The sequence below is a fragment of the Mitsuaria sp. MSU3D genome (genome assembly GCF_056867975.1).
The window spans coordinates 4,739,445-4,760,064 of record NZ_CP200314.1 but is presented as its reverse complement, the minus strand read 5'-3'; the positions used below and the strand labels follow the sequence as shown (position 1 = coordinate 4,760,064).

General features: G+C 68.7%; 20 protein-coding genes and 1 other RNA gene. 12 read left to right on the top strand and 9 right to left on the bottom strand.

Features of this window, described 5'->3' with window-relative positions:
* Nucleotides 1-58 precede the first annotated feature (58 nt).
* On the top strand, nt 59-520 hold the full coding sequence (locus AC1VNM_RS20905) for a hypothetical protein (RefSeq protein ID WP_377159191.1): 462 nt from the start codon (nt 59-61) through the stop codon (nt 518-520).
* A 56-nt stretch (nt 521-576) separates the two neighbouring features.
* A non-coding RNA gene (locus AC1VNM_RS20900) (sX9 sRNA) lies at nt 577-651 on the top strand.
* 10 nt (nt 652-661) lie between these two features.
* Here the strand turns inward: AC1VNM_RS20900 and AC1VNM_RS20895 are convergent.
* The 3 genes from AC1VNM_RS20895 to mnmA form a co-directional block, all read right to left on the bottom strand.
* The gene (locus AC1VNM_RS20895) at nt 662-1,309 is read right to left on the bottom strand and encodes a response regulator (RefSeq protein ID WP_067280760.1); all 648 of its coding nucleotides are present in this window, start codon (nt 1,307-1,309) and stop codon (nt 662-664) included.
* Between the two features lie 33 nt (nt 1,310-1,342).
* Entirely contained in the window at nt 1,343-2,671 is a 1,329-nt protein-coding gene (locus tag AC1VNM_RS20890; protein WP_377159192.1) for a sensor histidine kinase, read from the bottom strand.
* 153 nt (nt 2,672-2,824) lie between these two features.
* Complete coding sequence (mnmA, locus tag AC1VNM_RS20885) at nt 2,825-3,949, bottom strand: tRNA 2-thiouridine(34) synthase MnmA (protein ID WP_483108170.1); 1,125 nt, start codon at nt 3,947-3,949, stop codon at nt 2,825-2,827.
* Between the two features lie 237 nt (nt 3,950-4,186).
* On the opposite strand from mnmA, the gene AC1VNM_RS20880 reads away from it, so the two are divergent.
* Nucleotides 4,187-5,065, top strand: coding sequence for a response regulator (locus tag AC1VNM_RS20880; RefSeq protein WP_377159196.1), 879 nt, complete (start codon nt 4,187-4,189; stop codon nt 5,063-5,065).
* A 70-nt stretch (nt 5,066-5,135) separates the two neighbouring features.
* On the opposite strand, the gene AC1VNM_RS20875 is transcribed toward AC1VNM_RS20880, so the two are convergent.
* Together AC1VNM_RS20875 and AC1VNM_RS20870 are read right to left on the bottom strand one after the other, a co-directional pair.
* Nucleotides 5,136-5,630 carry an NUDIX hydrolase gene (locus AC1VNM_RS20875; protein WP_377159198.1) on the bottom strand — a complete coding sequence of 165 codons (495 nt, stop codon included), beginning with the start codon at nt 5,628-5,630 and terminating at the stop codon, nt 5,136-5,138.
* A gap of 135 nt (nt 5,631-5,765) precedes the next feature.
* Nucleotides 5,766-6,263, bottom strand: a complete 498-nt coding sequence (locus AC1VNM_RS20870; RefSeq protein ID WP_483108169.1) for a hypothetical protein — start codon at nt 6,261-6,263, stop codon at nt 5,766-5,768.
* A gap of 209 nt (nt 6,264-6,472) precedes the next feature.
* Between AC1VNM_RS20870 and AC1VNM_RS20865 the strand changes: the two genes are divergently transcribed.
* The 9 genes from AC1VNM_RS20865 to AC1VNM_RS20825 all read left to right on the top strand — a co-directional run bounded on the left by AC1VNM_RS20865 (nt 6,473) and on the right by AC1VNM_RS20825 (nt 18,344).
* Complete coding sequence (locus AC1VNM_RS20865; RefSeq protein WP_377159202.1) at nt 6,473-7,591, top strand: Re/Si-specific NAD(P)(+) transhydrogenase subunit alpha; 1,119 nt, start codon at nt 6,473-6,475, stop codon at nt 7,589-7,591.
* A gap of 65 nt (nt 7,592-7,656) precedes the next feature.
* A complete protein-coding gene (locus tag AC1VNM_RS20860; RefSeq protein WP_377159204.1) occupies nt 7,657-7,953 on the top strand; it encodes an NAD(P) transhydrogenase subunit alpha part 2 in 297 nt (98 codons plus the stop codon).
* Between the two features lie 106 nt (nt 7,954-8,059).
* Nucleotides 8,060-9,481 carry an NAD(P)(+) transhydrogenase (Re/Si-specific) subunit beta gene (locus tag AC1VNM_RS20855; protein WP_483108168.1) on the top strand — a complete coding sequence of 474 codons (1,422 nt, stop codon included), beginning with the start codon at nt 8,060-8,062 and terminating at the stop codon, nt 9,479-9,481.
* A gap of 167 nt (nt 9,482-9,648) precedes the next feature.
* Entirely contained in the window at nt 9,649-12,270 is a 2,622-nt protein-coding gene (locus tag AC1VNM_RS20850; RefSeq protein ID WP_483108167.1) for a hypothetical protein, read from the top strand.
* A 136-nt stretch (nt 12,271-12,406) separates the two neighbouring features.
* Nucleotides 12,407-14,497 (top strand): sensor histidine kinase, encoded by a 2,091-nt coding sequence (locus tag AC1VNM_RS20845; RefSeq protein WP_483108166.1) that lies wholly within the window; start codon nt 12,407-12,409, stop codon nt 14,495-14,497.
* 179 nt (nt 14,498-14,676) lie between these two features.
* Nucleotides 14,677-16,350, top strand: coding sequence for a long-chain-fatty-acid--CoA ligase (locus AC1VNM_RS20840; protein WP_483108165.1), 1,674 nt, complete (start codon nt 14,677-14,679; stop codon nt 16,348-16,350).
* Nucleotides 16,351-16,437: 87 nt separating this feature from the next.
* Nucleotides 16,438-16,986, top strand: a complete 549-nt coding sequence (locus AC1VNM_RS20835) for a hypothetical protein (protein WP_483108164.1) — start codon at nt 16,438-16,440, stop codon at nt 16,984-16,986.
* Nucleotides 16,987-17,039: 53 nt separating this feature from the next.
* Nucleotides 17,040-17,597, top strand: a complete 558-nt coding sequence (locus AC1VNM_RS20830) for an NADPH-dependent FMN reductase (RefSeq protein WP_431100675.1) — start codon at nt 17,040-17,042, stop codon at nt 17,595-17,597.
* Nucleotides 17,598-17,600: 3 nt separating this feature from the next.
* Complete coding sequence (locus tag AC1VNM_RS20825; RefSeq protein WP_483108163.1) at nt 17,601-18,344, top strand: 16S rRNA (uracil(1498)-N(3))-methyltransferase; 744 nt, start codon at nt 17,601-17,603, stop codon at nt 18,342-18,344.
* Between the two features lie 20 nt (nt 18,345-18,364).
* On the opposite strand, the gene AC1VNM_RS20820 is transcribed toward AC1VNM_RS20825, so the two are convergent.
* From AC1VNM_RS20820 to AC1VNM_RS20805, 4 genes are all read right to left on the bottom strand, one after another.
* Nucleotides 18,365-18,583, bottom strand: coding sequence for a hypothetical protein (locus AC1VNM_RS20820; protein ID WP_483108162.1), 219 nt, complete (start codon nt 18,581-18,583; stop codon nt 18,365-18,367).
* Nucleotides 18,584-18,620: 37 nt separating this feature from the next.
* Entirely contained in the window at nt 18,621-18,911 is a 291-nt protein-coding gene (locus AC1VNM_RS20815) for a type II toxin-antitoxin system RelE/ParE family toxin (RefSeq protein ID WP_377159221.1), read from the bottom strand.
* On the bottom strand, nt 18,911-19,171 hold the full coding sequence (locus AC1VNM_RS20810; RefSeq protein WP_377159223.1) for a type II toxin-antitoxin system ParD family antitoxin: 261 nt from the start codon (nt 19,169-19,171) through the stop codon (nt 18,911-18,913). The genes AC1VNM_RS20815 and AC1VNM_RS20810 overlap by 1 nt, the downstream gene beginning before the upstream one ends.
* A 68-nt stretch (nt 19,172-19,239) precedes the next feature.
* Nucleotides 19,240-20,526, bottom strand: a complete 1,287-nt coding sequence (locus AC1VNM_RS20805; protein WP_483108161.1) for a THUMP domain-containing class I SAM-dependent RNA methyltransferase — start codon at nt 20,524-20,526, stop codon at nt 19,240-19,242.
* Between the last annotated feature and the right edge of the window lie 94 nt (nt 20,527-20,620).

The window sequence follows — 20,620 nt, the reverse complement described above, 5'->3', positions numbered from 1 at the left end:
ACCCGCTCCCTAGAATCGGCCGCGCAGTCGAAGTCCGACGCATGACGAGGGAAGAGAGATGAAGAAGTTCGCCGCGCTGTCCGCGCTATGCCTGTCCTTGACCGCCGCGCTGCCGGCCTTCGCCGATCCGGCGCCGGTGCCCGACACCGCGCAGGCCCAGTCGCTGCGCGACGCCGTCCGTGCCGACCGCAAGGGCGTCGTGCTGAAGGCGCTGGCCCTGGACGAGGCCCAGACCAAGAAGTTTGTGCCGGTCTATGAGGCTTACGAGCGCGAACTCGCCGCGCTGAACCGTCAGTTCACCCGCATGTCGGTGGAGTACGTGCAGATCGGCGACAAGCCGACCAATGCGCAGTCGAAGTACTTCTCGCGCGGCTACCTCGGTTACGTCGACGCCGAGCAGAAGCTCTACAAGAAGTACCACCCGCGCGTCGTCAAGGCGATCGGCGAAGTGGGCGCCGCCCGCTTCCTCTCGGTCGAGCGCCGCATCCGCGCCCTCCAAGACTACGACCTCTGGATCTGAGAGCGGGGGCTGCTGCGCGAACGTCATGCGTCGTTGGTCGGATGCTCGGAATCCTCACGTACAGGAAGTACGTTCCGGTTCCTCCGCTCCGCCCGCCTAGCCTGACGTCCGCTCGCGACGCCCCGAGAGACCGAGCCGGATTCAAATCCAACCGAGGTCGATGGCTCTGAGGACCGCCTGGGTGCGGTCTCTCACGCCCATCTTCGCGAACACTGCCGAGCAGTGGTTCTTGATCACGCCCTCGCTGTTGCCCAGCAACGCGGCGATCTCGGTGTTGCTGCGGCCGCTGGCCACCAGACGCAGCACCTGAAGCTCCTTGGGGCTGAGCGTCTCGGGCTCGGGCGTCGCGGCGAAGGCGCGCTCGACCGGCGCGCGCTCCATGCGCTCGGTCAGCAGCGGCCGCAGCGCGGTCGATCCGCCGACCACGTCGCGCAGCGCCTGCACCAGCGTGTCCGGGCTGATCGCCTTCAGCAGGAAGCCGCGCGCCCCCGCCCGCACCGCCTCGTCGAAGGCGGCCGTGTCGTCGAAGGTCGTCAGCAGCACCACCGGGATCTTCAGCGCCCGCGCCGCCAGCGCGCGGATCAACCCGATCCCGTCCAGCCGCGGCATGCGCATGTCCGACAGGATCACGTCCGGCTGCTCGCGCGCCAGCAACTCCAGCGCCTCCGCCCCGTCGGACGCCTCGCCGATCAGGCGGATGTCGTCGTGCAGCGCCAGCAGGCCCTTCAGGCCCTCGCGCACCAGTTGCTGATCTTCCACCAGCAGCAGCTTGATCGTGTTCTCGCTCATGTCGTCTCCTTCCCTGGATGGCGCCGGCCCGCTTCAGGCGCGCCGCGGGCAGTTCAGTTCGATCAGGAATCCGGGGTGATGCCGCAGCACCTGCATCGTCCCGCCCAGTTCGGCCATGCGCTCCTGCATGCCCTTCAGACCGTTGCCCTCGCGCAGCTTGCGCGTGCCCCGGCCATTGTCGTCAACCCGCACGCGCACCTGTGATCCCGCGGACAGCAAGGCGGCCGGGCCAGGATGACCGCCGACGAAGGCCGTCTCGCCGGCCCTGACCGGTGCGACCGGCGCGGCCGACTCCACCGCTTCCAGCGTCACCCGCACATGCGTCGCGCCGGCGTGGCGCACCGCGTTGGTCACCGCCTCCTGCACGCAGCGCAGCAGCGCGTGCGCGCAGCGCGGGGTCAGGTCCTGCGCGACCGGGTCCAGCGCCAGCTCGATCTGCGTGCTGGCGATGCCGTCCGCCAGCGTGCGCAGCGCCGCCTCGAGGTTGATGCGCTGACTTTCGCGCTCGCGCGACACGGCGGCGCGGACTTCCGCCAGCAAGCCCGCCGCGCCGAGCCTGGCCTTCTCCACCGCCTGCGCCGCGCCCGGCTCGTCGTGGCGCTTGAGCAGCGCCTCGCTGAGCTGCAGGTGCAGGTTGAGCGCGGTCAGGTGGTGGCCCATCACGTCGTGCAGCTCGCGCGCCATGTGCAGGCGCTCGGCATAGCGCAGCTGCTCGATCTGCAGGCGCTCGCCGGATTCCTTCTCGGCCAGCATCGCCTGGAACCAGCGCCGGCGTTCGCCTTCAGCCGCGGCCAGCCGCCCCAGCCCGAAGGCCATGCCGTGCAGCGCTACCATCGACATCGACAAGCCCACGCTGTTCAGCCACCAGGGCATGTCGGGCTGGATCTGTTCCAGCCGCTGCGCCTCGCTGGGCAGCAGCCAGTACAGCGCGACGTTGATGACGACCTGCGCCAGCGCGAAATTGAAGGCGCGCCGCACGTTGAGCAGCAGCGCCGCCAGCACCGTGACCAGGAAGGGGAGCCCCGGCGTCACCAGCAGCGCCAGCAGGTTGAGCAGCACCACGCGGGAGAGCGCGTTGCGCGGCGGCAGGTCCAGGTGTTGCTGGCGCGCCAGGCGCCAGAAGTGCCAGGCGAACACCATGACCAGCGCCAGGCAGGTGAGGACGAAGGGTGCGTCGTGCGTGGTGCCGCCGGTGCGGCGGTAGAGGCTGGCCAGGACGCCGTCGTACGGCTCCGTCTGGTTGCCCATCAGGCCCCAGATCGCCGAGCCCAGCTCCAGCAGGCAGATCGCCAGGGCGGCGATGCGCAGCACGAAGGCGGGCTGGGCGATGCGGGCGAGGAGACGATCGAGGGGGCGATCCACAGGGCGATCCAGACGAAGCAGACACGGAGCGACAAGCCGCCAGCGTGCCACAGGCGACGTCCGGCAGGGAAGGTGCGCATTGTCATGGGACACCCACGGGGCGGTTCCGCCCATGCGACGAGTGCCCCGAATCGCTGGATGAGTTGCGGAGGTCTACGCGATCGCTTCCGCGATGACGCCGCCGCCCAGGCAGACGTCGCCGTCATAGAGCACGGCGCTCTGGCCCGGCGTGACCGCCCATTGCGCCTGCGGGAAGTCGAGCCGGATGCTGCCTTCAGCCGGACCACCCGGCTCACCCGGCGTCATCGCGCAGGCGGCGTCGGCCTGCCGGTAGCGGGTCTTGGCGCCGAAGCCGCCGAAGGCCGGCGCCTCGTCGGTCCAGCTCAGGTCCTGCGCGACCAGGCCGCGGCTCTGCAGCAGCGGGTGATCGTGGCCCTGGACGACGACCAGCGTGTTGGTCTCCAGATCCTTGCGGGCGACGAACCACGGCGCGTGCTCGCCGCCGCCGCGCGGGGCGCCCTTCTCCTTGATGCCGCCGATGCCCAGTCCCTGGCGCTGGCCCAGCGTGTAGAACGACAGGCCGACGTGCTCGCCCACCTTGCGGCCGCGGTCGTCCTTGATCGGACCGGGCTTCTGGGAGAGATAGCGGTTGAGGAACTCGCGGAACGGGCGCTCGCCGATGAAGCAGATGCCGGTCGAATCCTTCTTCTTCGCGTTCGGCAGGCCGATCTCCTCGGCGATGCGGCGCACCTCGGTCTTGGGCAGGTCGCCGACCGGGAACATCGTCTTGCGCAGCTGCGCCTGGTTGAGCCGGTGCAGGAAATAGCTCTGGTCCTTCAACGGATCGAGCCCCTTGAGCAGTTGCACGCGGCCGTCGACCTCGCGCACCCGGGCGTAGTGGCCGGTGGCGATCTTCTCCGCGCCCAGGCGCATCGCGTGGTCGAGGAAGGCCTTGAACTTGATCTCGGCGTTGCACAGCACGTCCGGGTTGGGCGTGCGGCCGGCCTGGTACTCGCGCAGGAACTCGGCGAAGACGCGGTCCTTGTACTCGGCGGCGAAGTTGACGTGCTCGATCTCGATGCCGATGACGTCCGCGACGGCGGCCGCGTCGACGAAGTCGATGTTGGAGGAGCAGTACTCGCTGTCGTCGTCGTCTTCCCAGTTCTTCATGAAGATGCCGACGACCTCGTGGCCCGCCTGCTTCAGCAGCCAGGCCGTCACGGCGGAATCAACGCCGCCGGACAGCCCGACGACGACGCGTTGCTTCTTGGGATTCATGGGGCGGCATTGTCCCAAAGGTGGACATCACCCGTCCCCCGCGGGGTTGACCCGAGCCCCGAGGCGCGGTGGTCTCCGATCCGTGACGCAGTCCTCGCCACGAGGGGCGACCCCCGATTCGCGTGTCAGGGATGGCTGACAAGGGATTGCGCCAACGCTGACAGGGGCTCGCGGCAACGCCGGCTCCACCGCCACGCGGGGCGGGAAGAAACTGGATGAAACAGGGAGCACAAGGTCATGAACATCGTCATCGTCGATGGATCCATCACGGCACGGGCGCAATGGCAGGCGCTGCTGGCACGGGAGCGCCAGATCCACGTGGTGGGAGAGGCCGGGTGCGAGCGCTCCGCCATCGAGGTGATCGCCCGGGCGCAGCCGGACGTGGTGCTGATGGACCTGGCCTTGCAGCCGGGCAGCGGGCTGCGGGTGCTGCGGGCGATCCGGCAACTGGGCGTCGGCGCGCGGGTGATCGTGATGACCCACAGTTACTACGAGGAGATGCGGCGGGCCTGCGCGGAGCACGGCATCTCGGGCTTCTTCGACAAGGGCCGCCAGACCGACGAGGCGCTGGCGATGCTGCGAGGCTGGCGCGCGCCGCTGCCGGTCGACGAGGACGAACGCCAGGCCGCCGTGGACGGGCTGGACCTGCAGTCGCGGGTGCACGTCGCCTTCGACGAACTGGCCGATCTGGCCTGCGACATCAGCGGCGGCGCCATGGCGGCCGTGGGCCTGGTCGACGGCGACCAGTTGCGGCTGATCGGCACCTCGGGCCTTCACCTGCGGCTGATGCCGCGGGCCCGGGGCCTGTGCACGCACGTGATGCACCACGGCAGCCTGCAGGAAGTGCCGGACACCTGGCATGACCAGCGATTCCTCGATCACCCGCTGGTCCAGGGCGCGCCCTACGTGCGCTTCTATGCGTCGGTGCCGCTGTCGCTGTCGACCGGCGAGGTGGTCGGCAGCCTGTGCGTGATGGACCGGCTGCCGCGCCGCCTGCGGGACCGGCAGCGCGAGTCGCTGACGACGCTGGCGCGCTGCGCGGTCAACGAGCTGGAAGCCTGCCGGCGCGAACCCCGCCACAGCCAGCAGGCCATCAGCGCCGCGATGACGCTCTGAAGCCGGCGCCGATCGCTACGACCGCGCGTGACGACAGGCCCTCCGGGGCCTGTCGGCGTTCCGGGGCCGCTCAGTGCGGCCAGGCCCGGGGCGCGTAGAGCGACGGGTGGCCGCTCACCGCCTCGATCGGCAGGCGGCGACCGGCGGCGTGATCCTCGATGCACTGCAGGATCAGCGGGCTGCGGTGGCGGTCCTGGCTGGCGCGGATCTCGTCCAGCGTCAGCCACAGCGTGCGCTGGATGGGCTCGTCGAACGGGCGGCCCGGGATCTGTTCCCCGACCCGGCCGGTGAAGGCGAGCCGGACATAGGTGACATCGTCGTTGCGGTCGGGCCGCAGGAAGCGCGACATGTAGACGCCGAGGAAGGCGTCCGGCGTGAACGGCCGGGCGGTTTCCTCGAGGACTTCGCGCACGACGGCGTCGATCGCCGATTCCGCCTGCTCCAGGTGGCCGGCGGGGTTGTTCAGCAGCAGTCCGTCGCGGGTGAGTTCCTCGACCAGCAGGTAACGGCCCTCCTGTTCGATCACGGCGGCGACGGTGACGCTGGGCTTGAATCGTTCGGTCATTGGTCCTTCCTGAAAGGGCGGCTCGAGCCGCGGCGCCAATGCCGGGAACGGCCACCTCGATGGGTGCGGGCCGCATTGTGAACGCCGAAAATGAAAAACCCCGGCAAGCCGGGGTCTTGTCATCGGGACAGGGGATCAGCGACGGCCGCGGTCGTGGTCATCGCGGTCGCGATCGGGACCGCGTCCGTGATCCCGGTCCGGGCCGCGGTCATGGTCGCGGTCATGGCCACGGCCATGACCGTGGTCGTCGCGCCAGTCGCGGCGGCCGTCCGGGCGCCAGCGGTACTCGGTGTGTTCGCGACGATATTGCGGCGCGTAGACGTCGCGATACCAGGTGTCGCGAACGAAGTACACCGGGCGGCCGCAGGCGTTGTAGCGCGCGCAATGACGCGCCCAGTTCTTCTGGTGGCCCGGGGGCACCAGCAGGTAGACGGCGGGCTGTGGCGCCGGGACGCGCTCGACCAGCACCGGCCGCTCGTACACCACCTGCGGGCGGACGTTGCCGATGTCGATCTGGCCATAGAAGCCCGGCTCGCCGATGCTGACCGACACGCCGACATCGGCCGCCCGGGAAGTCATCGGCACCAGGGCCGCGATTGCCAACGCACTGCTGAAAACCATCTTCTTGATCATGGGTGACTCCTTTCGGGGGTCATTGGACGCCCCAATTTAACGCTGCTTTCACCCCTGCGGACGACAGCGGTTCACCTTTCGAAACAGCATTGCCCCCACGTTGCGGGGTGGCGTCTCCCTGGTGAAAACCCCTGTCGCGGGCGAGGCTCGCCCAGGGCGGTCGCCCGGTTAAGCTCGCCTCGACCCGGATTCGGACGGAGGGACTCCAGATGCTGATCGGTGTGCCGCAGGAAACCGCGGCGGGAGAGACGCGCGTCGCCGCGACGCCGGAAACCGTCAAGAAGCTCGTCGCGCAGGGCCATGTGCTGCGCGTGGAGCAAGGCGCGGGCCTGAACGCCAGCGCCACCGACGAGGCCTATGCCGCCGCCGGGGCGGAGATCGTCGCCCGGGAGGCCGCCTTCGGCGCCGACCTGGTGCTCAAGGTGCGGTCCCCGGACCCCGGCGAACTGCCGCTGTTCAAGCCCGGCGCGGTGCTGGTCGGCATGCTGAACCCGTTCGACCGGGACGGCCTGGAGCGTCTGGCCGGGGCCCGCCTCACCGCCTTCGCGCTGGAGGCCGCCCCGCGGACGTCCCGTGCGCAGAGCATGGACGTGCTGTCCAGCCAGGCCAACATCGCCGGCTACAAGGCCGTGATGCTGGGCGCCTTCCACTACCAGCGCCTGTTCCCGATGCTGATGACCGCCGCCGGCACGATCAAGGCCGCGCGGGTGGTGGTGCTCGGCGTGGGCGTCGCCGGTCTGCAGGCGATCGCGACGGCCAAGCGGCTGGGCGCGGTGATCGAGGCCTCGGACGTCCGGCCCGCCGTCAAGGAGCAGGTCGAATCGCTGGGCGCCAAGTTCATCGAGGTGCCCTACGAGACCGACGAGGAACGCGAGGCGGCCGTCGGCGTCGGCGGCTACGCCCGCCCGATGCCGCCGGGCTGGCTGCAGCGCCAGCAGGTGGAGGTCGCCAAGCGCGTCGCGCAGGCCGACGTCGTCATCACGACCGCGCTGATTCCCGGCCGCCCGGCGCCGGTGCTGGTCACCGAGGAGATGGTCCGCGCGATGAAGCCCGGCTCCGTGATCGTCGACATCGCCGCGCCCGCCGGCGGCAACTGTCCGCTGACCGAGCCCGGCCAGACCGTCCGCAAGCACGGCGTCACGCTGGTCGGCGAGACCAACCTGCCCGCGCTGGTCGCGGCGGACTCGTCCTCGCTGTACGCGCGCAACCTGCTGGACTTCCTGAAGCTGGTGCTGACGAAGGAGGGCGGCTTCGCGCTGCCCGCCGACGACGACATCGTGACCGCCTGCCTCGTCGCGCACGAAGGCCAGGTGCTGCGCAAGGCCTGACCCCGGATCCGCGCCCCGTTCCCGCTGTTCCCGCCGTTCCCGTTTCCCCGGAAGGAGCTCTCCGCATGGACGCCGTCTCCCCCACCCTGATCAACCTGACGATCTTCGTGCTGGCCATCTACGTCGGCTACCACGTCGTCTGGACCGTCACGCCCGCGCTGCACACGCCGCTGATGGCCGTGACCAACGCGATCTCCGCGATCGTCATCGTCGGCGCGATGCTCGCCGCCGCGCTCACCGAGACCACGCTCGGCAAGGGCCTGGGCACCTTCGCCGTCGCGCTGGCGGCGGTCAACGTCTTTGGCGGCTTCCTCGTCACGCGACGGATGCTGGAGATGTTCAAGAAGAAGGAGCGCAAGTGACCCACCGCCGCATCGACGTGGACCGGGCCGAGCGCCGGGCCGCTCCCAAGCCGGCCCGAATCCCCTCGTGGGATCGGGCGACGTACCCATCGACCGGGGGGGCCACATGACGATGAATCTCGTCACCCTGCTGTATCTGATCGCCAGCGTCTGCTTCATCCAGGCGCTGAAGGGCCTGTCGCATCCGACGACCTCGATCCGCGGCAACCTCTTCGGCATGGTCGGCATGACCATCGCCGTGCTGACGACCGGCGCGCTGATCCTCAAGCTCGCCGGCGGACAGACGCTCGGCCTGGGCTACGTGCTCGGCGGCCTGGTGATTGGCGGCGGCATCGGCACGGTCATGGCGCAGCGCGTCGAGATGACCAAGATGCCGGAGCTGGTCGCCTTCATGCACAGCATGATCGGCCTGGCCGCCGTGTGCATCGCCGGCGCCGCGGTCGTGGAGCCGCATGCCTTCGCCATCGCGCCGCGCGGCGAGCCCATCCCCGGCGGCAACCGCATCGAGCTCGCGCTCGGCTGCTTCATCGGCGCGGTGACCTTCTCCGGTTCGGTGATCGCCTTCGGCAAGCTCAGCGGCAAGTACAAGTTCCGGCTGTTCCAGGGCGCGCCCGTCACCTTCCCCGGCCAGCACTGGCTGAACGCGCTCCTCGGCCTGGCCGCCGCGTTCTTCATCTTCGGCTTCTGGCATTCGCAGAGCTCGATGGATTTCATCCTCGTGGCGCTGCTGGGCTTCGCGCTCGGCGTGCTGCTGATCATCCCGATCGGCGGCGCCGACATGCCGGTGGTCGTGTCCATGCTCAACAGCTACTCCGGCTGGGCGGCGGCGGGCATCGGCTTCTCGCTCAACAACAGCATGCTGATCATCGCGGGATCGCTGGTGGGCAGCTCGGGCGCGATCCTGAGCTACATCATGTGCAAGGCGATGAACCGCTCGTTCTTCAACGTGATCCTGGGCGGCTTCGGCGCCGAGGCCGGCGCGGCGGCCGCCACCACGCAGCAGCGCAACGTCAAGAGCGGCAGCGCCGACGATGCCGCCTTCATCCTCGGCAATGCCGAGAGCGTCATCATCGTCCCCGGCTACGGCCTGGCGGTGGCGCGCGCGCAGCACGCGGTGAAGGAGCTCGCGCAGAAGCTCATCGACAAGGGCGTGACGGTCCGCTACGCGATCCATTCGGTCGCCGGCCGCATGCCCGGCCACATGAACGTGCTGCTTGCCGAAGCCGAGGTCCCCTACGACCAGGTGCACGAGATGGAGGACATCAACGCCGAGTTCGGCCAAACCGACGTCGCGATCATCCTCGGCGCGAACGACGTGGTGAACCCCGCCGCGCTGCAGAAGGGCAGCCCGATCTTCGGCATGCCCATCCTCGAGGCCTACAAGGCGCGAACCATCATCGTCAACAAGCGCTCGATGGCCGCGGGCTACGCCGGCCTGGACAACGAGCTGTTCTACATGGACAAGACCATGATGGTCTTCGGTGACGCGAAGAAGGTTGTCGAGGACATGCTCAAGGCCATCGAGTAGCACATCCGCGGGGCGGAGCTCGCGCGGCTCCGGTCATCTTCCAGCCTTATTGGTAGCTGGCCTACCGACTTGGGTGGGAGCTGTCGCCATTTGCTGCAAATCGAGGCTGGTGCGGGCGGGCGCTGACATGAAGAGACTGCAGGGTCCTTTCTTCTGCTGTGTCCATGATGTCCGCCAACCTAGATCTGTTGCCCGGCGCGCCTGCGCCATTGACCTCGAAGGGCAATCCTGCGCCACGCGCGCACGACCGCCGTGTCCGACCTGACGAGGACGAACGTCTGGACGAGGCAGCCACCGAGTCCGGCAGCGCCCCGCCGGACTCGCCCGCCGCCAGCACGCTGGAAACCGCGGCCACTCCGGACGCCCCTGCGGTGTCGGACGTCCCTGCGTTGCCGGACGCCGCCGCGATGCCGGATGGCGACGCCGGTGCTGCCGAAGCACTCCCCGCCGCCGCCTCGGCCAGCGGCGAACGCCATGACGACCGCTCCTCGGCGCTGCTGGCCGCGGGCCTCGGTCTGCTGGGCATCGGCGGCGCGGCGGGCCTCGCGGGTTCGTCGTCCGCAGGGGACTCGAAGCCGATCGGCGCCATCGATCCTCCGAAGTCCGATCCTCCGAAATCCGATCAACCGAAGTCGGATCCGCCCGTGTCGGAACAGAAGCCGGACCCCGGAACGTCGACGCCGGGCACGGATCAACCTTCAGCGGACCATCCGCCGGCAGATCAGTCCCACGCGGGTCAGTCTCAACAGCCGGACCCTGGCAAGTCGGATCCCGACCCCTCGCCGCCGGCCGATCCCGCTCAACAGCCACCCGCGCCCGTGCCGGTCGCACCGACGCTGTCGCTCGCGGTCGACACCGGTCGCAGCGGGCAGGATCACATCACGTCCTCGGGCGCGGTGAACGTGTCGGGGCTGGCGCCGGGGGCCACGCTCGCGGTCAGCCTGGACGAGGGCAAGACCTGGACCTCGCACAGCGGCGACGAGCAGTTGCCGGAAGCGCTGTTCGGCGCGGACGGGATGAAGCATCTGGAGGTCAGGCAGATCGACGCGAAGGGCAACGCGGGCGAGGTGGCTGAACTGTCCTTCACGCTCGACCGGACGGCGCCGGACGCGTTGCATTGGTCGATGCCGACCGACAAGACCGCGCTGGGCCTCGCTGACACGATCGCCGTCCAGGGCGTCGAAACGGACGCGATCGTCCAGTACCGCCCCGACGCGCAGACGCCGTGGCTCGCCGCCGCGGGCGGCCTGATCCCGGTCTCGATGTTCCAGCACGACGGCGCCGGGCAGGTCGAAGTGCGCCAGATCGATGTGGCCGGCAACGAGAGCGCAAGCACCACGCTGGTCGCCCGTGTCGATGTGACCGCGCCTGCGACTCCGACGCTGTCGCTCGCGGTCGACACCGGTCTCGACCGTCACGATCGCGTCACTGCTGCCGGCCCGGTGAACATCGAAGGACTGGAGCCGAACGCCACCCTCGCCATCAGTCTCGACGGCGGCCAGACCTGGACCCCGCGCAGCGGCGACGCGCAGCTGCCGGAGGCGCTGTTCGGTGCCGACGGATTGAAGCAACTGCTCGTCAAGCAGATCGACGCGAGCGGCAACGAGAGCGACGCCGCCCAGCTGTCCTTCCAACTCGACCGGACGGCGCCGGGCGAGTTGCAATGGACGATGCCGGCCGGCAAGCCCGCGCTGGGCATTGACGATGCCATCCAGGTCCACGGCGCCGAAACCAATGCGCTGGTGGAATACCGGCTTGATCCGGCGGCACAGTGGTTCCCCGCCAACAACGGCCGCATTCCGGTCTCGGAGTTCCACCAGGACGGGACGCAGCAACTCCAGGTGCGCCAGTCCGATCTGGCGGGCAACGACGGCCCGGTGACGACGTTCAACGTCCCTGTCGACGTCACCCCGCCCACCATGCCCACGCTGAAGCTGCTCAACGACACGGGTGTCAGCAGCACCGACGGGATCACGTCGTCGGGCAAGGTTCATGTCGACGGTCTGGAAGGCGGCGCGACGCTGCTGGTCAGCACGAATGGGGGCGACTGGCAGGCGTTTGCCGAGGGCACGACCGTGGTGGATTCGGATTGGCTCTTCCCCTTCGGCGTCGGCAAACCGAGCTTGCTGGTCAAGCAGGTGGACACCGCTGGCAACGCCAGTGACGCGGCCAGCTTGAGCTTCACGCTGGACAACCAGGCGCTGAATCCCAGCTGGATGTCCTCCGGCAAGGACCACAGCGGGGGAGAAGGGCCGGCGCAGGTCACCCTCGGTGCGCAGGACTTCTTCCAGGTGAATCGCTACAGCGGCTGGGACGCCCGCCAGGACGTCGTGTCCTACCGCGTCGATGGCAGCACCTGGAAAGAGGTGCCCGCCGACGGTCGTCTGCCATTGAGCGCCTTCGGCGCCGACGGCAAGCACCAATTGGAGATGCGCGAGACGGATCTGGCAGGCAATGTCGCCATCAGGCCGGTCGAGATCACCCTCGACACGTCGCCGCCGAGTGCACCGAAGCTCTCGCTGGAGCACGACGACGGCGCGAGTTCGACGGACTTGATCACTTCCAATCCGATCGTCCTCGTCGGCGGCCTGCAACTGGGTGACACCTTCCGGTCTCGAACGAACGGAGGCGAATGGGGGCCCAGCGAGCCATGGGTCCCGGGTGTCGGAACGGGTGGATGGGTCATCGGTTCCAACACGGTCGAGGTCTACGCGATCGATGCCGCCGGCAACGCGGGTCCGAGCAGCCAACTGACCTACCAGTACCAGTTCGCCGGCGCCGTGATCTGACCTGAGACGCCCCCTAGGTCCGAGGTGTCGCCCAGACCCGTGATGACCTAGCATCTCCCGCGGCCGGTTCCTCGCGGAGCCGGCCGTTCCCTTTCATGTGCGGCGTGGGGGTGATTTGGCGGTATTCACGCGATCGATGGAGGTCCGTCCGGCAGCGGCGATGGTGTCGATCCGGCGGCTGGCGCTGCTGGTGGCGCTGCCGTTGCTGATGCTCGGCGTCGTTCATCTGTTCTCCCAGCAGTACGGCACGGCGACGCCGCCGCAGGTGCTGCGACTGACCGAAGCCCGCCTGCTGCCAGGCGATGCGCTCGATCCCGCGCAGATTCCCGGAGCATTGCCCGATGCGCGGTCGGGCGCGCGACTGCGGACCGGGCCGGCCTCCGCGGACTCGGCCGCGTCGTCCGTCGTGTCCCGGCCGTTGAGTCCGACGGCCACCCCGACGCCGATGCCCTCGACGATGCCGACCACGCCCGCCGTGCCCCTCGCACCGGGCCACGTGGTCGCGCTGCCGGTCCAGATCCACGACACCGACGCGCCGGGCCCGCTCTGGCTCGCGCTCGATTTCCACCTGGACCGGTCCGCCGAGGCGCCGTACTGGCTCGTGATCCAGCACCGGCCCGCGGCGACGGTCTATCTGGACGGGCAGTTGATCGCAACTTCCAGCCCGGGCAGCGGTTATGCGTCCGAGGACGAGGACGATCTCGCGCAACGCGGCCTGCTGCTCGCAGGTCGCCGGCTGCAGGTCAGCATCCCGCCCGCGATGCTGCCGGCCGGCGAGCATCGGCTCAGCCTGCGGCTCGCACGTCCGGGCTTCGAAGGCGCGGGGCTGTCAGCGCCGCTGCTGGGCCCGTCCGCGCAGATCCGCGCCTTGCAGGAGGGGCGCCGCTTCTGGCAGGTGATCCGCGTCACCACGGCGTTGGCCGGCATCGTCATCGGTGCGTTCATGCTGATGGTGTGGCTCGCGCTCCGCCAGGAATGGCTGTATGGCGTCACCGGCCTGTTCTGCCTGTGCACCGCGCTGCTGCTGTCGCCCTACCTGCTCAACGGCGCGCTGTTCCCCGCGCCGTGGTGGCGCGTGACGCTGGACCTGGCCGACGTGCTTTCGAAGGCGGGCCTGCTCTTCCTGGTCGCGCGGCTCTCGGGCATCGGGGCGCGCTGGCCCGAGAAGATGGCCATGGCCTACCTGGTGCTCGGCACCGTGATCGACGGCGCCGCCGCCTTCCTGGGCTGGAGCTGGACCGACTTCCATCACCCCTGGCCGTGGTGGGCGCTCGGCAGTCGTGCCGTCGTGCTGGGCGCCGCGGCGGTCCTGGCGGCCCGGGCCGCGCTCGCGACGCCGCGTTACGCCCACCTGGTCGGCGCCTGCGCCGTGGCGCTGTCGGCCTGGGTCTGGCTCTATGTGAGCTGGTTCGCGCTGGTGTTGTCGAAGCAGATGAGCGTCGTCGACATCAACGTCGTGGGACACGCCGTGCTGATCGCGATCGCCGGCGTGGCGCTGCAGCGGCGCTTCGTCGGGTCGCTGCGCGACGAGGCGATGGCGCGCATCCGGCTCGAGCAGGCGCTCGATGCGCGCACCCGCGAGCTGCAGGATCGCTGGGAAGACCTGCAGGACAGCGAGCGTCAGCGCACGGCCGCGCAGGAACGCGAGCGCCTGCTGCAGGAGATGCATGACGGTCTGGGCTCGCAGCTCGTGACCGCGCGGCTGTGCGCCGAGCGCGGCGTGACTTCGCAGTCGCTGGTCGGGCTGCTCGACGAGTGCATCCGCGAGATGCGCCTGACCGTCGACGCGCTCGCCGTCACGGACGGGGATCTCACGCTGCTGCTCGCCAACCTGCGGCACCGGATGGCGCCGCGGCTGCAGGACGCGGGACTCGAGCTCGACTGGCAACTGACCGACATCCCGCTGCTGCCGACCTTGCGCGGCACCGGCGGCCGCGAGTTGATCCGCATCGTGCAGGAGGCGCTCAGCAACGTCATCCACCATGCCGGCGCGACGCGGGTCCGCTTCTCGACGCGCGTGGACGAGGCGCGGGGACAGGTCTTGCTGTCCATCGTCGACAACGGACGCGGCATGGCGGCCGACCTGCGCCAGGGCAACGGCCTGCGCGGCATGCGCCGCCGCGCCGAGCGGATCTCCGCCGACATCGACTGGCGCGCGCCGGAAGAGGCGCCGGTCGAGGGCGGCACCGAACTGCTGCTGTGGCTGCCACTGCACGTCGACCCGTGAGCGCAACGCGCGTGCGCGGGCACGTCGCGGGCCCGCAATCGCGTGGCATTCAAGCCGCATTCAAGCCGTTCCCGATGCGTTCTGGAGTCATCTCTCCACTTTGTGCGGTCTATCGAATCCCCTGATGGGGCCCCGATGGCGATCGGCGAGAATCCGCGCCGTACCTTGGAGACAGAACAATGGAGAAGAACTGGCTGAAGCACTATCCGGCGGGAGTGCCTGCCGAGATCGATGCGGACGTCTATCCCTCGCTCGTCGAGCTGATGGAAGCGGCGTTCAAGCAGTTCCCGGAGCGCGCCGCCTACAAGATGCTGGGGCGCTCGATCAGCTTCGAGCAGATCGACGAGGCCTCGCGCGCGTTCGCCGCGTACCTGCAGGGCCTGGGCCTGGAGAAGGGCGATCGCGTCGCGATCATGATGCCCAACGTGCCGCAGTACCCGGTCGCCGTCGCGGCGGTGCTGCGCGCCGGTTTCGTCGTGGTCAACGTCAACCCGCTGTACACGCCGCGCGAGCTGGAACACCAGCTCAAGGACGCCGGCGCGAAGGCGATCGTCATCATCGAGAACTTCGCCGCCACGCTGCAGCAGGTGCTCGCGAACGTGCCGACGAAGCACATCGTCCTGGCCGCGATGGGCGACATGCTGGGCTTCGCCAAGGGCATGGTCGTCAACTACGTCGTGCGCAAGGTCAAGAAGCTGGTGCCGGCGTTCGAGCTGCCTTCGGCCGTGCGCTTCAACGACGTGGTCTCGAAGGGCCGCGGTCAGACCTACAAGCGTCCGACGGTCGGCCCCAACGACATCGCGGTGCTGCAGTACACCGGCGGCACGACCGGTGTCTCCAAGGGCGCGGTGCTGCTGCATCGCAACCTGGTCGCCAACACGCTGCAGTGCGAGGCCTGGTACCAGCCCGCGCTGAAGAAGAAGCCCGCCGATGAACAGCTGATGAGCGTCTGCGCGCTGCCGCTGTATCACATCTTCGGATTCACCACCAACCTGATGCTGTCGATGCGCGTCGGCGGCTGCAACGTGCTGATCCCCAATCCGCGGGACCTGCCCGCGGTGTTCAAGGAACTCAGCCACCACAAGATCCACAGCCTGCCCGCGGTCAACACGCTCTTCATGGCGATGGCCAACCACGCGCAGTTCAACACGGTGGACTGGAGCGGGCTGGTGATCTCCGTCGGCGGCGGCATGGCCGTGCAGCAGGCCACGGCACGGCTGTGGCTGGAGAAGACCGGCTGCCCGATCGTCGAAGGCTACGGCCTGTCGGAAACGTCCCCGGTCGCGTGCTGCAACCCGACGGACAGCACGGCCTATACCGGCTCGATCGGTCTGCCGCTGTCCGGCACCGAGGTGACGCTGCTCGACGACGACGGCAACGAAGTGCCGACCGGCAGCAGCGGCGAGATCGCGATCCGCGGTCCGCAGGTGATGGCGGGCTACTGGCAGCGGCCCGACGAGACCGCCAAGGTCATGACGGCCGACGGCTACTTCCGCACCGGCGACATCGGCACGGTGGACGAGCGCGGCTTCTTCCGCATCGTCGACCGCAAGAAGGACATGATCCTGGTCAGCGGCTTCAACGTCTATCCGAACGAGATCGAGGACGTGCTGACGCAGATGCCGGGCGTGGCCGAGTGCGCCGCCGTGGGCGTGCCGGACGAGAAGGCCGGCGAGGCGGTGAAGGTCGTGATCGTGCGCCGCAATCCGGCGCTGACCGAGGCCGACGTCAAGGCCTTCTGCGAAGCGAACCTGACCGGCTACAAGCGCCCCCGGGTCATCGAGTTCCGGACCGAACTGCCAAAAACTCCGGTCGGCAAGGTGTTGCGCCGTGAATTGCGCGACAAGAAGTAGCAGTCGGTAGCAGTTTTAGGGATTGCACTTGGGCGAAACCCGCCCTTGACACCCTAAAGTTCGCCCTCCTGAGGAGGAGGCAAGGCCGTGCTCGAAGAACGTTACGAAAAGACCGAGGCCGGGCGTGCGGAAATCAAGTCGCGCGCGCTGGTGCAAGCGCGCGTGGCGCGCAACCTGCTGCTGGTGATCGACGCCAGCAAGACCGGCGGCGACTGGGTGGGGGTGGTGCAAGGCGCCACGTCCGCCGATCTCGAACTGCTGGTGCAGCATCAGCTCGTGAAGGTGACCGCCGGTGCGCCGCTGTCGCGGCCCATGGGCCCGGCATCGATCGCGACCCCGCTGGGATCGGGCGGGCCGTCGTCGCGCATGAGTGGCGCCTCGGCGTCGCGACCCGTGCCGTCGCGGCTGGCGGGCGCGCCCACCTCGTCGCTGCCCTACCAGGAGCTGTACACGGCGCTGAGCACCTTCGCCAAGCAGCAGGGGCTGCTGAAGGGCTACAAGATCGCGCTGGAGGTCGAGCAGTGCGCCGACATGAGCCAGCTGCAGACCCTGGCGCTGGACATCATCGACCGCGTGCGCGCCGCCAAGGGCGACGCCGCGGCGCACGAACTGCGTGCGACACTGGGGTTCAACTGAACCGGACCGCCTGACATCCTGGAGGCGGTCCTTCCATTGTTGGGAGCCCCTCCATGTCCACGTCCTACCGCGTCGCGGTACTGGTCGGCAGCCTGCGCAAGGCGTCGTTCAACCGCAAGCTGGCCCTCGCGCTGGCAAACCTGGCCCCCGCTGAGCTGAAGCTCGAGATCGTCGAGATCGGCGCGCTGCCTTTCTACAACGAAGACGAGGCGGCCGAGCCGCCGGCGGCGTGGGTCGACTTCCGCAAGGCGGTGAAGTCCGCGGACGCGCTGCTGTTCGTGAGCCCCGAATACAACCGCTCGATCCCCGGCGTGCTGAAGAACGCGCTGGACGTGGGATCGCGGCCCTACGGTCAGAGTGCCTTCGACGGCAAGCCGGCCGCGGTGATCACGCTGTCGCCGGGCGCGCTGGGCGGCTTCGGTGCGAACCACCATCTGCGCCAGGTGCTGGCCTGCCTGAACACGCCGCTGTTGCCGTCGCCGGAGGTCTACCTCGGCGGCGCGGCCGACATGTTCAAGGATGACGGCAGCGTCGCGAAGCCGGAGACGGAAGCCTTCCTGCGCAAGGTCCTGACGGCTTTCGCCGCCTGGGTGGGCAAGAACAAGGGGTGAGCGTTGGCGGCGAGGTTGTTTGTCGAGCAGCCGCTGGGTGCGGTGGGGCTCGACGCTGAACTGGCGCTGCCCCCCGGGGCGGCGCGTCATGTGCAGGTGCTGCGGCTGCAGCCGGGGGACGAGGTCACGCTGTTCGATGGCAGCGGCGACGAGTGGACCGCGGCGGTCACGGCGATGGGGCGCAGCGAAGTCCGCGTCGCGCTGAAGGCGCGTCAGGCGGTCGATCGTGAGCTCAAGCGCGCGGTCACGCTGGCTGTCGTGATGCCGGCCAACGACCGGATGGACGGCATCGTCGAGAAGGCCTGCGAGCTCGGCGCGGTAGCGATCCAGCCGCTGATGAGCGAGCGCTCCGTGCTTCGCCTCAACGGCGACCGCGCGGACAAGAAACGCGCGCACTGGCAAGGCGTCGCGATCGCGGCGGCCGAGCAGTGTGGTCGCTCGAAGCCCTTGCAGGTCGCGCCGGTGAAGACGCTGGCGTCCTGGCTCGCCGAGCTACCCGCCGATGCCGACGAGCAGCGCTGGCTGCTGAGCCCGGTGGCCGCGCAGCCCTTGTCGACACTGACGTCGTCATCGACCGATGCGCAACGCATCACCGTCCTCAGCGGCCCCGAAGGTGGTCTCAGCGAAGCTGAGGAGCAGTCCGCCCGATCACGCGGGTTCAGCGCTGCGAAGCTCGGTCCCAGGATCCTGCGGGCCGACACTGCGCCGCTCGCCGTTCTTGGCTGGTTAGCGCTGACCGAAGCTTGAGCGGGCTCTGCCACCGTGCCTCATCGCAGGTGAGGGTACTTCTCGAACAGTCTTTTGAAGGCTAGCTCAGCTGGAATACCGCCACCAGCGTTGATCTCGGCGAGGCCACGCTCAATCGATGCGTCGAAGGCGCTTGACTGCGCCGCTGCTGACTTCTGTGGCTTCTTATCATTGCCGAGCACTTTCGTACTTGATGAGGCATCCGCGCTCTCAATCAGATTTCGTTCGTCGACTTTCAATTCGCGTCCCTCTCCCTTCGGGCAAATTCGGCCGGCGCTAAAGAAGCTCGATCATGTTGATATCCCGCGCCGAATGGAGAACGCGGATGATCGTCACGCGGTTGAGACGAGGAATGAGCCGAAACAGGATCAGGTAGCGGCCGTGCAGCCGCCGTCGAATGTCACCGAGACCGATGAGCGGATGAGCTTCCGGCCTGTGAGACAGCGACGCGATCTTTCGGCGCAATTCGAAGATAAAAGCGTCCGCATTTCGCTCGTCGTACCTGGCGATGTACTTGTGAATATCGAGCAGATCCTTTTCAGCCTCCGCGAGGAGGTGAACGTGCATCAGGATCCTTCGGGACGCTTGCGAGTCTTAGCCACTAGTTCGTCGAAGAACTCGTCGGCAGGGCGACCGAGGCCGTTCTCCGAGTCCTCGATGCCCTTGTCGAGCATGGCCTTGAAGGCCTTCAAATGCTCCTGCTGCTGAAGGAGAAGGACGCCTTCCTTCAGCACTTCCTGCCGGGATGAATACCGACCGCTGTCGATCAACTGCTGCACGTAGGCCTCCAATTCAGGTCCAAGTTCAGCGTGAATCATCTCGGTCATTCCCTCGAAAAGAAATCGCATCGTCGGGGGAGGCGCATCCCCACCAAGGGGGCCTACCTTCGGCGGAGTTACTCGTCGGAGTCAGTGTTGCCGGCGTTCTGCTTGCGGGCCGATCCTGCGACAAGATCGAACTTGAAGAGCCGGCATTCGATCGGTCCGTTCCACATCGGGATGCGGCGCGACTCCTTGAGTCGCATCTTGCTGGGCAACTTCATTTCCGGGCACAGCAGCCACGCGGTCCATCCCGCCGGATGCTGCGTGTAGGCGCGCTTCCAATGCGCGGAGAGGCGCGGGAAGAAGTCGTCGCCCGCATCACGCTCCTCCGACAGCGCGCCGCCGTCCATGCGCTGCGTGCCGGCCTTGCCGCGCACCTCGATCCGTTCGCCGTAGGGCGGGTTCAGCATCAGCGTGCCGGGCATGTCGTCCAGCAGCGCCGGCGCAGGACGTTCGAGCGCGTCACCGCCGTTGAACTGGATGTACTGCGCGACGCCGGCGCGCTCCGCGTTGCGACGCGCGAAGTCGACCATCCGGAACGACACGTCGCTCGCGAAGATCGGCACCTCGGACGGACGCTCCGCCGCGCGCGCCTGTTCCTTGATCGCGCGCCAGGTCGGCAGCAGTGTCTGGAACGGCTTCAGCTTCTCGAACGCGAAACGACGCTGGATGCCCGGCGCGATGTTGCAGGCGATGGTCGCGGCCTCGACCGGGATCGTGCCCGAGCCGCAGCACGGATCGTGCAACGCGCCGCCGGCCTCCCGCGTGCCCTTCCAGCCCGCCGCGGCCAGCATCGCGGCCGCCAGCGTCTCCTTCAGCGGCGCGTCGCCCTTGTCCTCACGCCAGCCGCGCTTGAACAGCGATTCGCCCGAGCTGTCGACATAGACCGTCGCCAGGTCCTCGGTCAGATGCAGCTGCAGCGGCAGGTCCGGCCAGCGCGTGTCGACGCTGGGCCGCTCGCCGGTCGCGTCGCGCAGGATGTCGCAGACGGCATCCTTCACCCGCAGCGTCGCGAAGTTCAAGCTGTGCAGCGGCGAGCGCTGCGCCGTCGTGTCCACACGCAACGTCTGCTGCGGCGTGATCCAGCGCGTCCAGTCGACGGTGCGCGCGATCGCGTAGATGTCGTCCTCGTGGCGGTACTCCTCGCGCGCGACCTCGATCAGCACGCGCTGCGTGAGCCGGCTGTGCAGGTTGAGCCGCATCACCGCCGCGAGCGTGCCGTACAGGCCGACGCCGCCGCGGAAGGCCTTCGGGCCCTGCAGACACTCGTCCGGACCGAGGATGTCGCGCACCTCCGCCTCCAGCCAGTCTTCGACGCCGGCGGCGCAGGGCAGGAACAGGTGATAGGCGGAATCGGACATCGTGCGTGCAGCGTGAATCAGGCGCCGCGGCGCCCGGGAGGATCAAGCAACCGATTGTCCCACCGACGTCGACCGTGGCTTGACGCCCTCTCCC

Bases quoted from the DNA above. Each gene is read 5' to 3' on its own strand.
- AC1VNM_RS20860 (WP_377159204.1), top strand. From the start codon at position 7,657: ATGGACGCCGTCTCCCCCACCCTGATCAACCTGACGATCTTCGTGCTG.
- AC1VNM_RS20870 (WP_483108169.1), bottom strand. From the start codon at position 6,263: ATGATCAAGAAGATGGTTTTCAGCAGTGCGTTGGCAATCGCGGCCCTG.
- AC1VNM_RS20830 (WP_431100675.1), top strand. From the start codon at position 17,040: ATGTCCACGTCCTACCGCGTCGCGGTACTGGTCGGCAGCCTGCGCAAG.
- AC1VNM_RS20855 (WP_483108168.1), top strand. From the start codon at position 8,060: ATGACGATGAATCTCGTCACCCTGCTGTATCTGATCGCCAGCGTCTGC.
- AC1VNM_RS20845 (WP_483108166.1), top strand. From the start codon at position 12,407: ATGGAGGTCCGTCCGGCAGCGGCGATGGTGTCGATCCGGCGGCTGGCG.
- AC1VNM_RS20810 (WP_377159223.1), bottom strand. From the start codon at position 19,171: ATGACCGAGATGATTCACGCTGAACTTGGACCTGAATTGGAGGCCTAC.
- AC1VNM_RS20840 (WP_483108165.1), top strand. From the start codon at position 14,677: ATGGAGAAGAACTGGCTGAAGCACTATCCGGCGGGAGTGCCTGCCGAG.
- AC1VNM_RS20805 (WP_483108161.1), bottom strand. From the start codon at position 20,526: ATGTCCGATTCCGCCTATCACCTGTTCCTGCCCTGCGCCGCCGGCGTC.
- AC1VNM_RS20815 (WP_377159221.1), bottom strand. From the start codon at position 18,911: ATGCACGTTCACCTCCTCGCGGAGGCTGAAAAGGATCTGCTCGATATT.
- AC1VNM_RS20875 (WP_377159198.1), bottom strand. From the start codon at position 5,630: ATGACCGAACGATTCAAGCCCAGCGTCACCGTCGCCGCCGTGATCGAA.
- AC1VNM_RS20905 (WP_377159191.1), top strand. From the start codon at position 59: ATGAAGAAGTTCGCCGCGCTGTCCGCGCTATGCCTGTCCTTGACCGCC.
- mnmA (WP_483108170.1), bottom strand. From the start codon at position 3,949: ATGAATCCCAAGAAGCAACGCGTCGTCGTCGGGCTGTCCGGCGGCGTT.
- AC1VNM_RS20865 (WP_377159202.1), top strand. From the start codon at position 6,473: ATGCTGATCGGTGTGCCGCAGGAAACCGCGGCGGGAGAGACGCGCGTC.
- AC1VNM_RS20850 (WP_483108167.1), top strand. From the start codon at position 9,649: ATGTCCGCCAACCTAGATCTGTTGCCCGGCGCGCCTGCGCCATTGACC.
- AC1VNM_RS20895 (WP_067280760.1), bottom strand. From the start codon at position 1,309: ATGAGCGAGAACACGATCAAGCTGCTGCTGGTGGAAGATCAGCAACTG.
- AC1VNM_RS20880 (WP_377159196.1), top strand. From the start codon at position 4,187: ATGAACATCGTCATCGTCGATGGATCCATCACGGCACGGGCGCAATGG.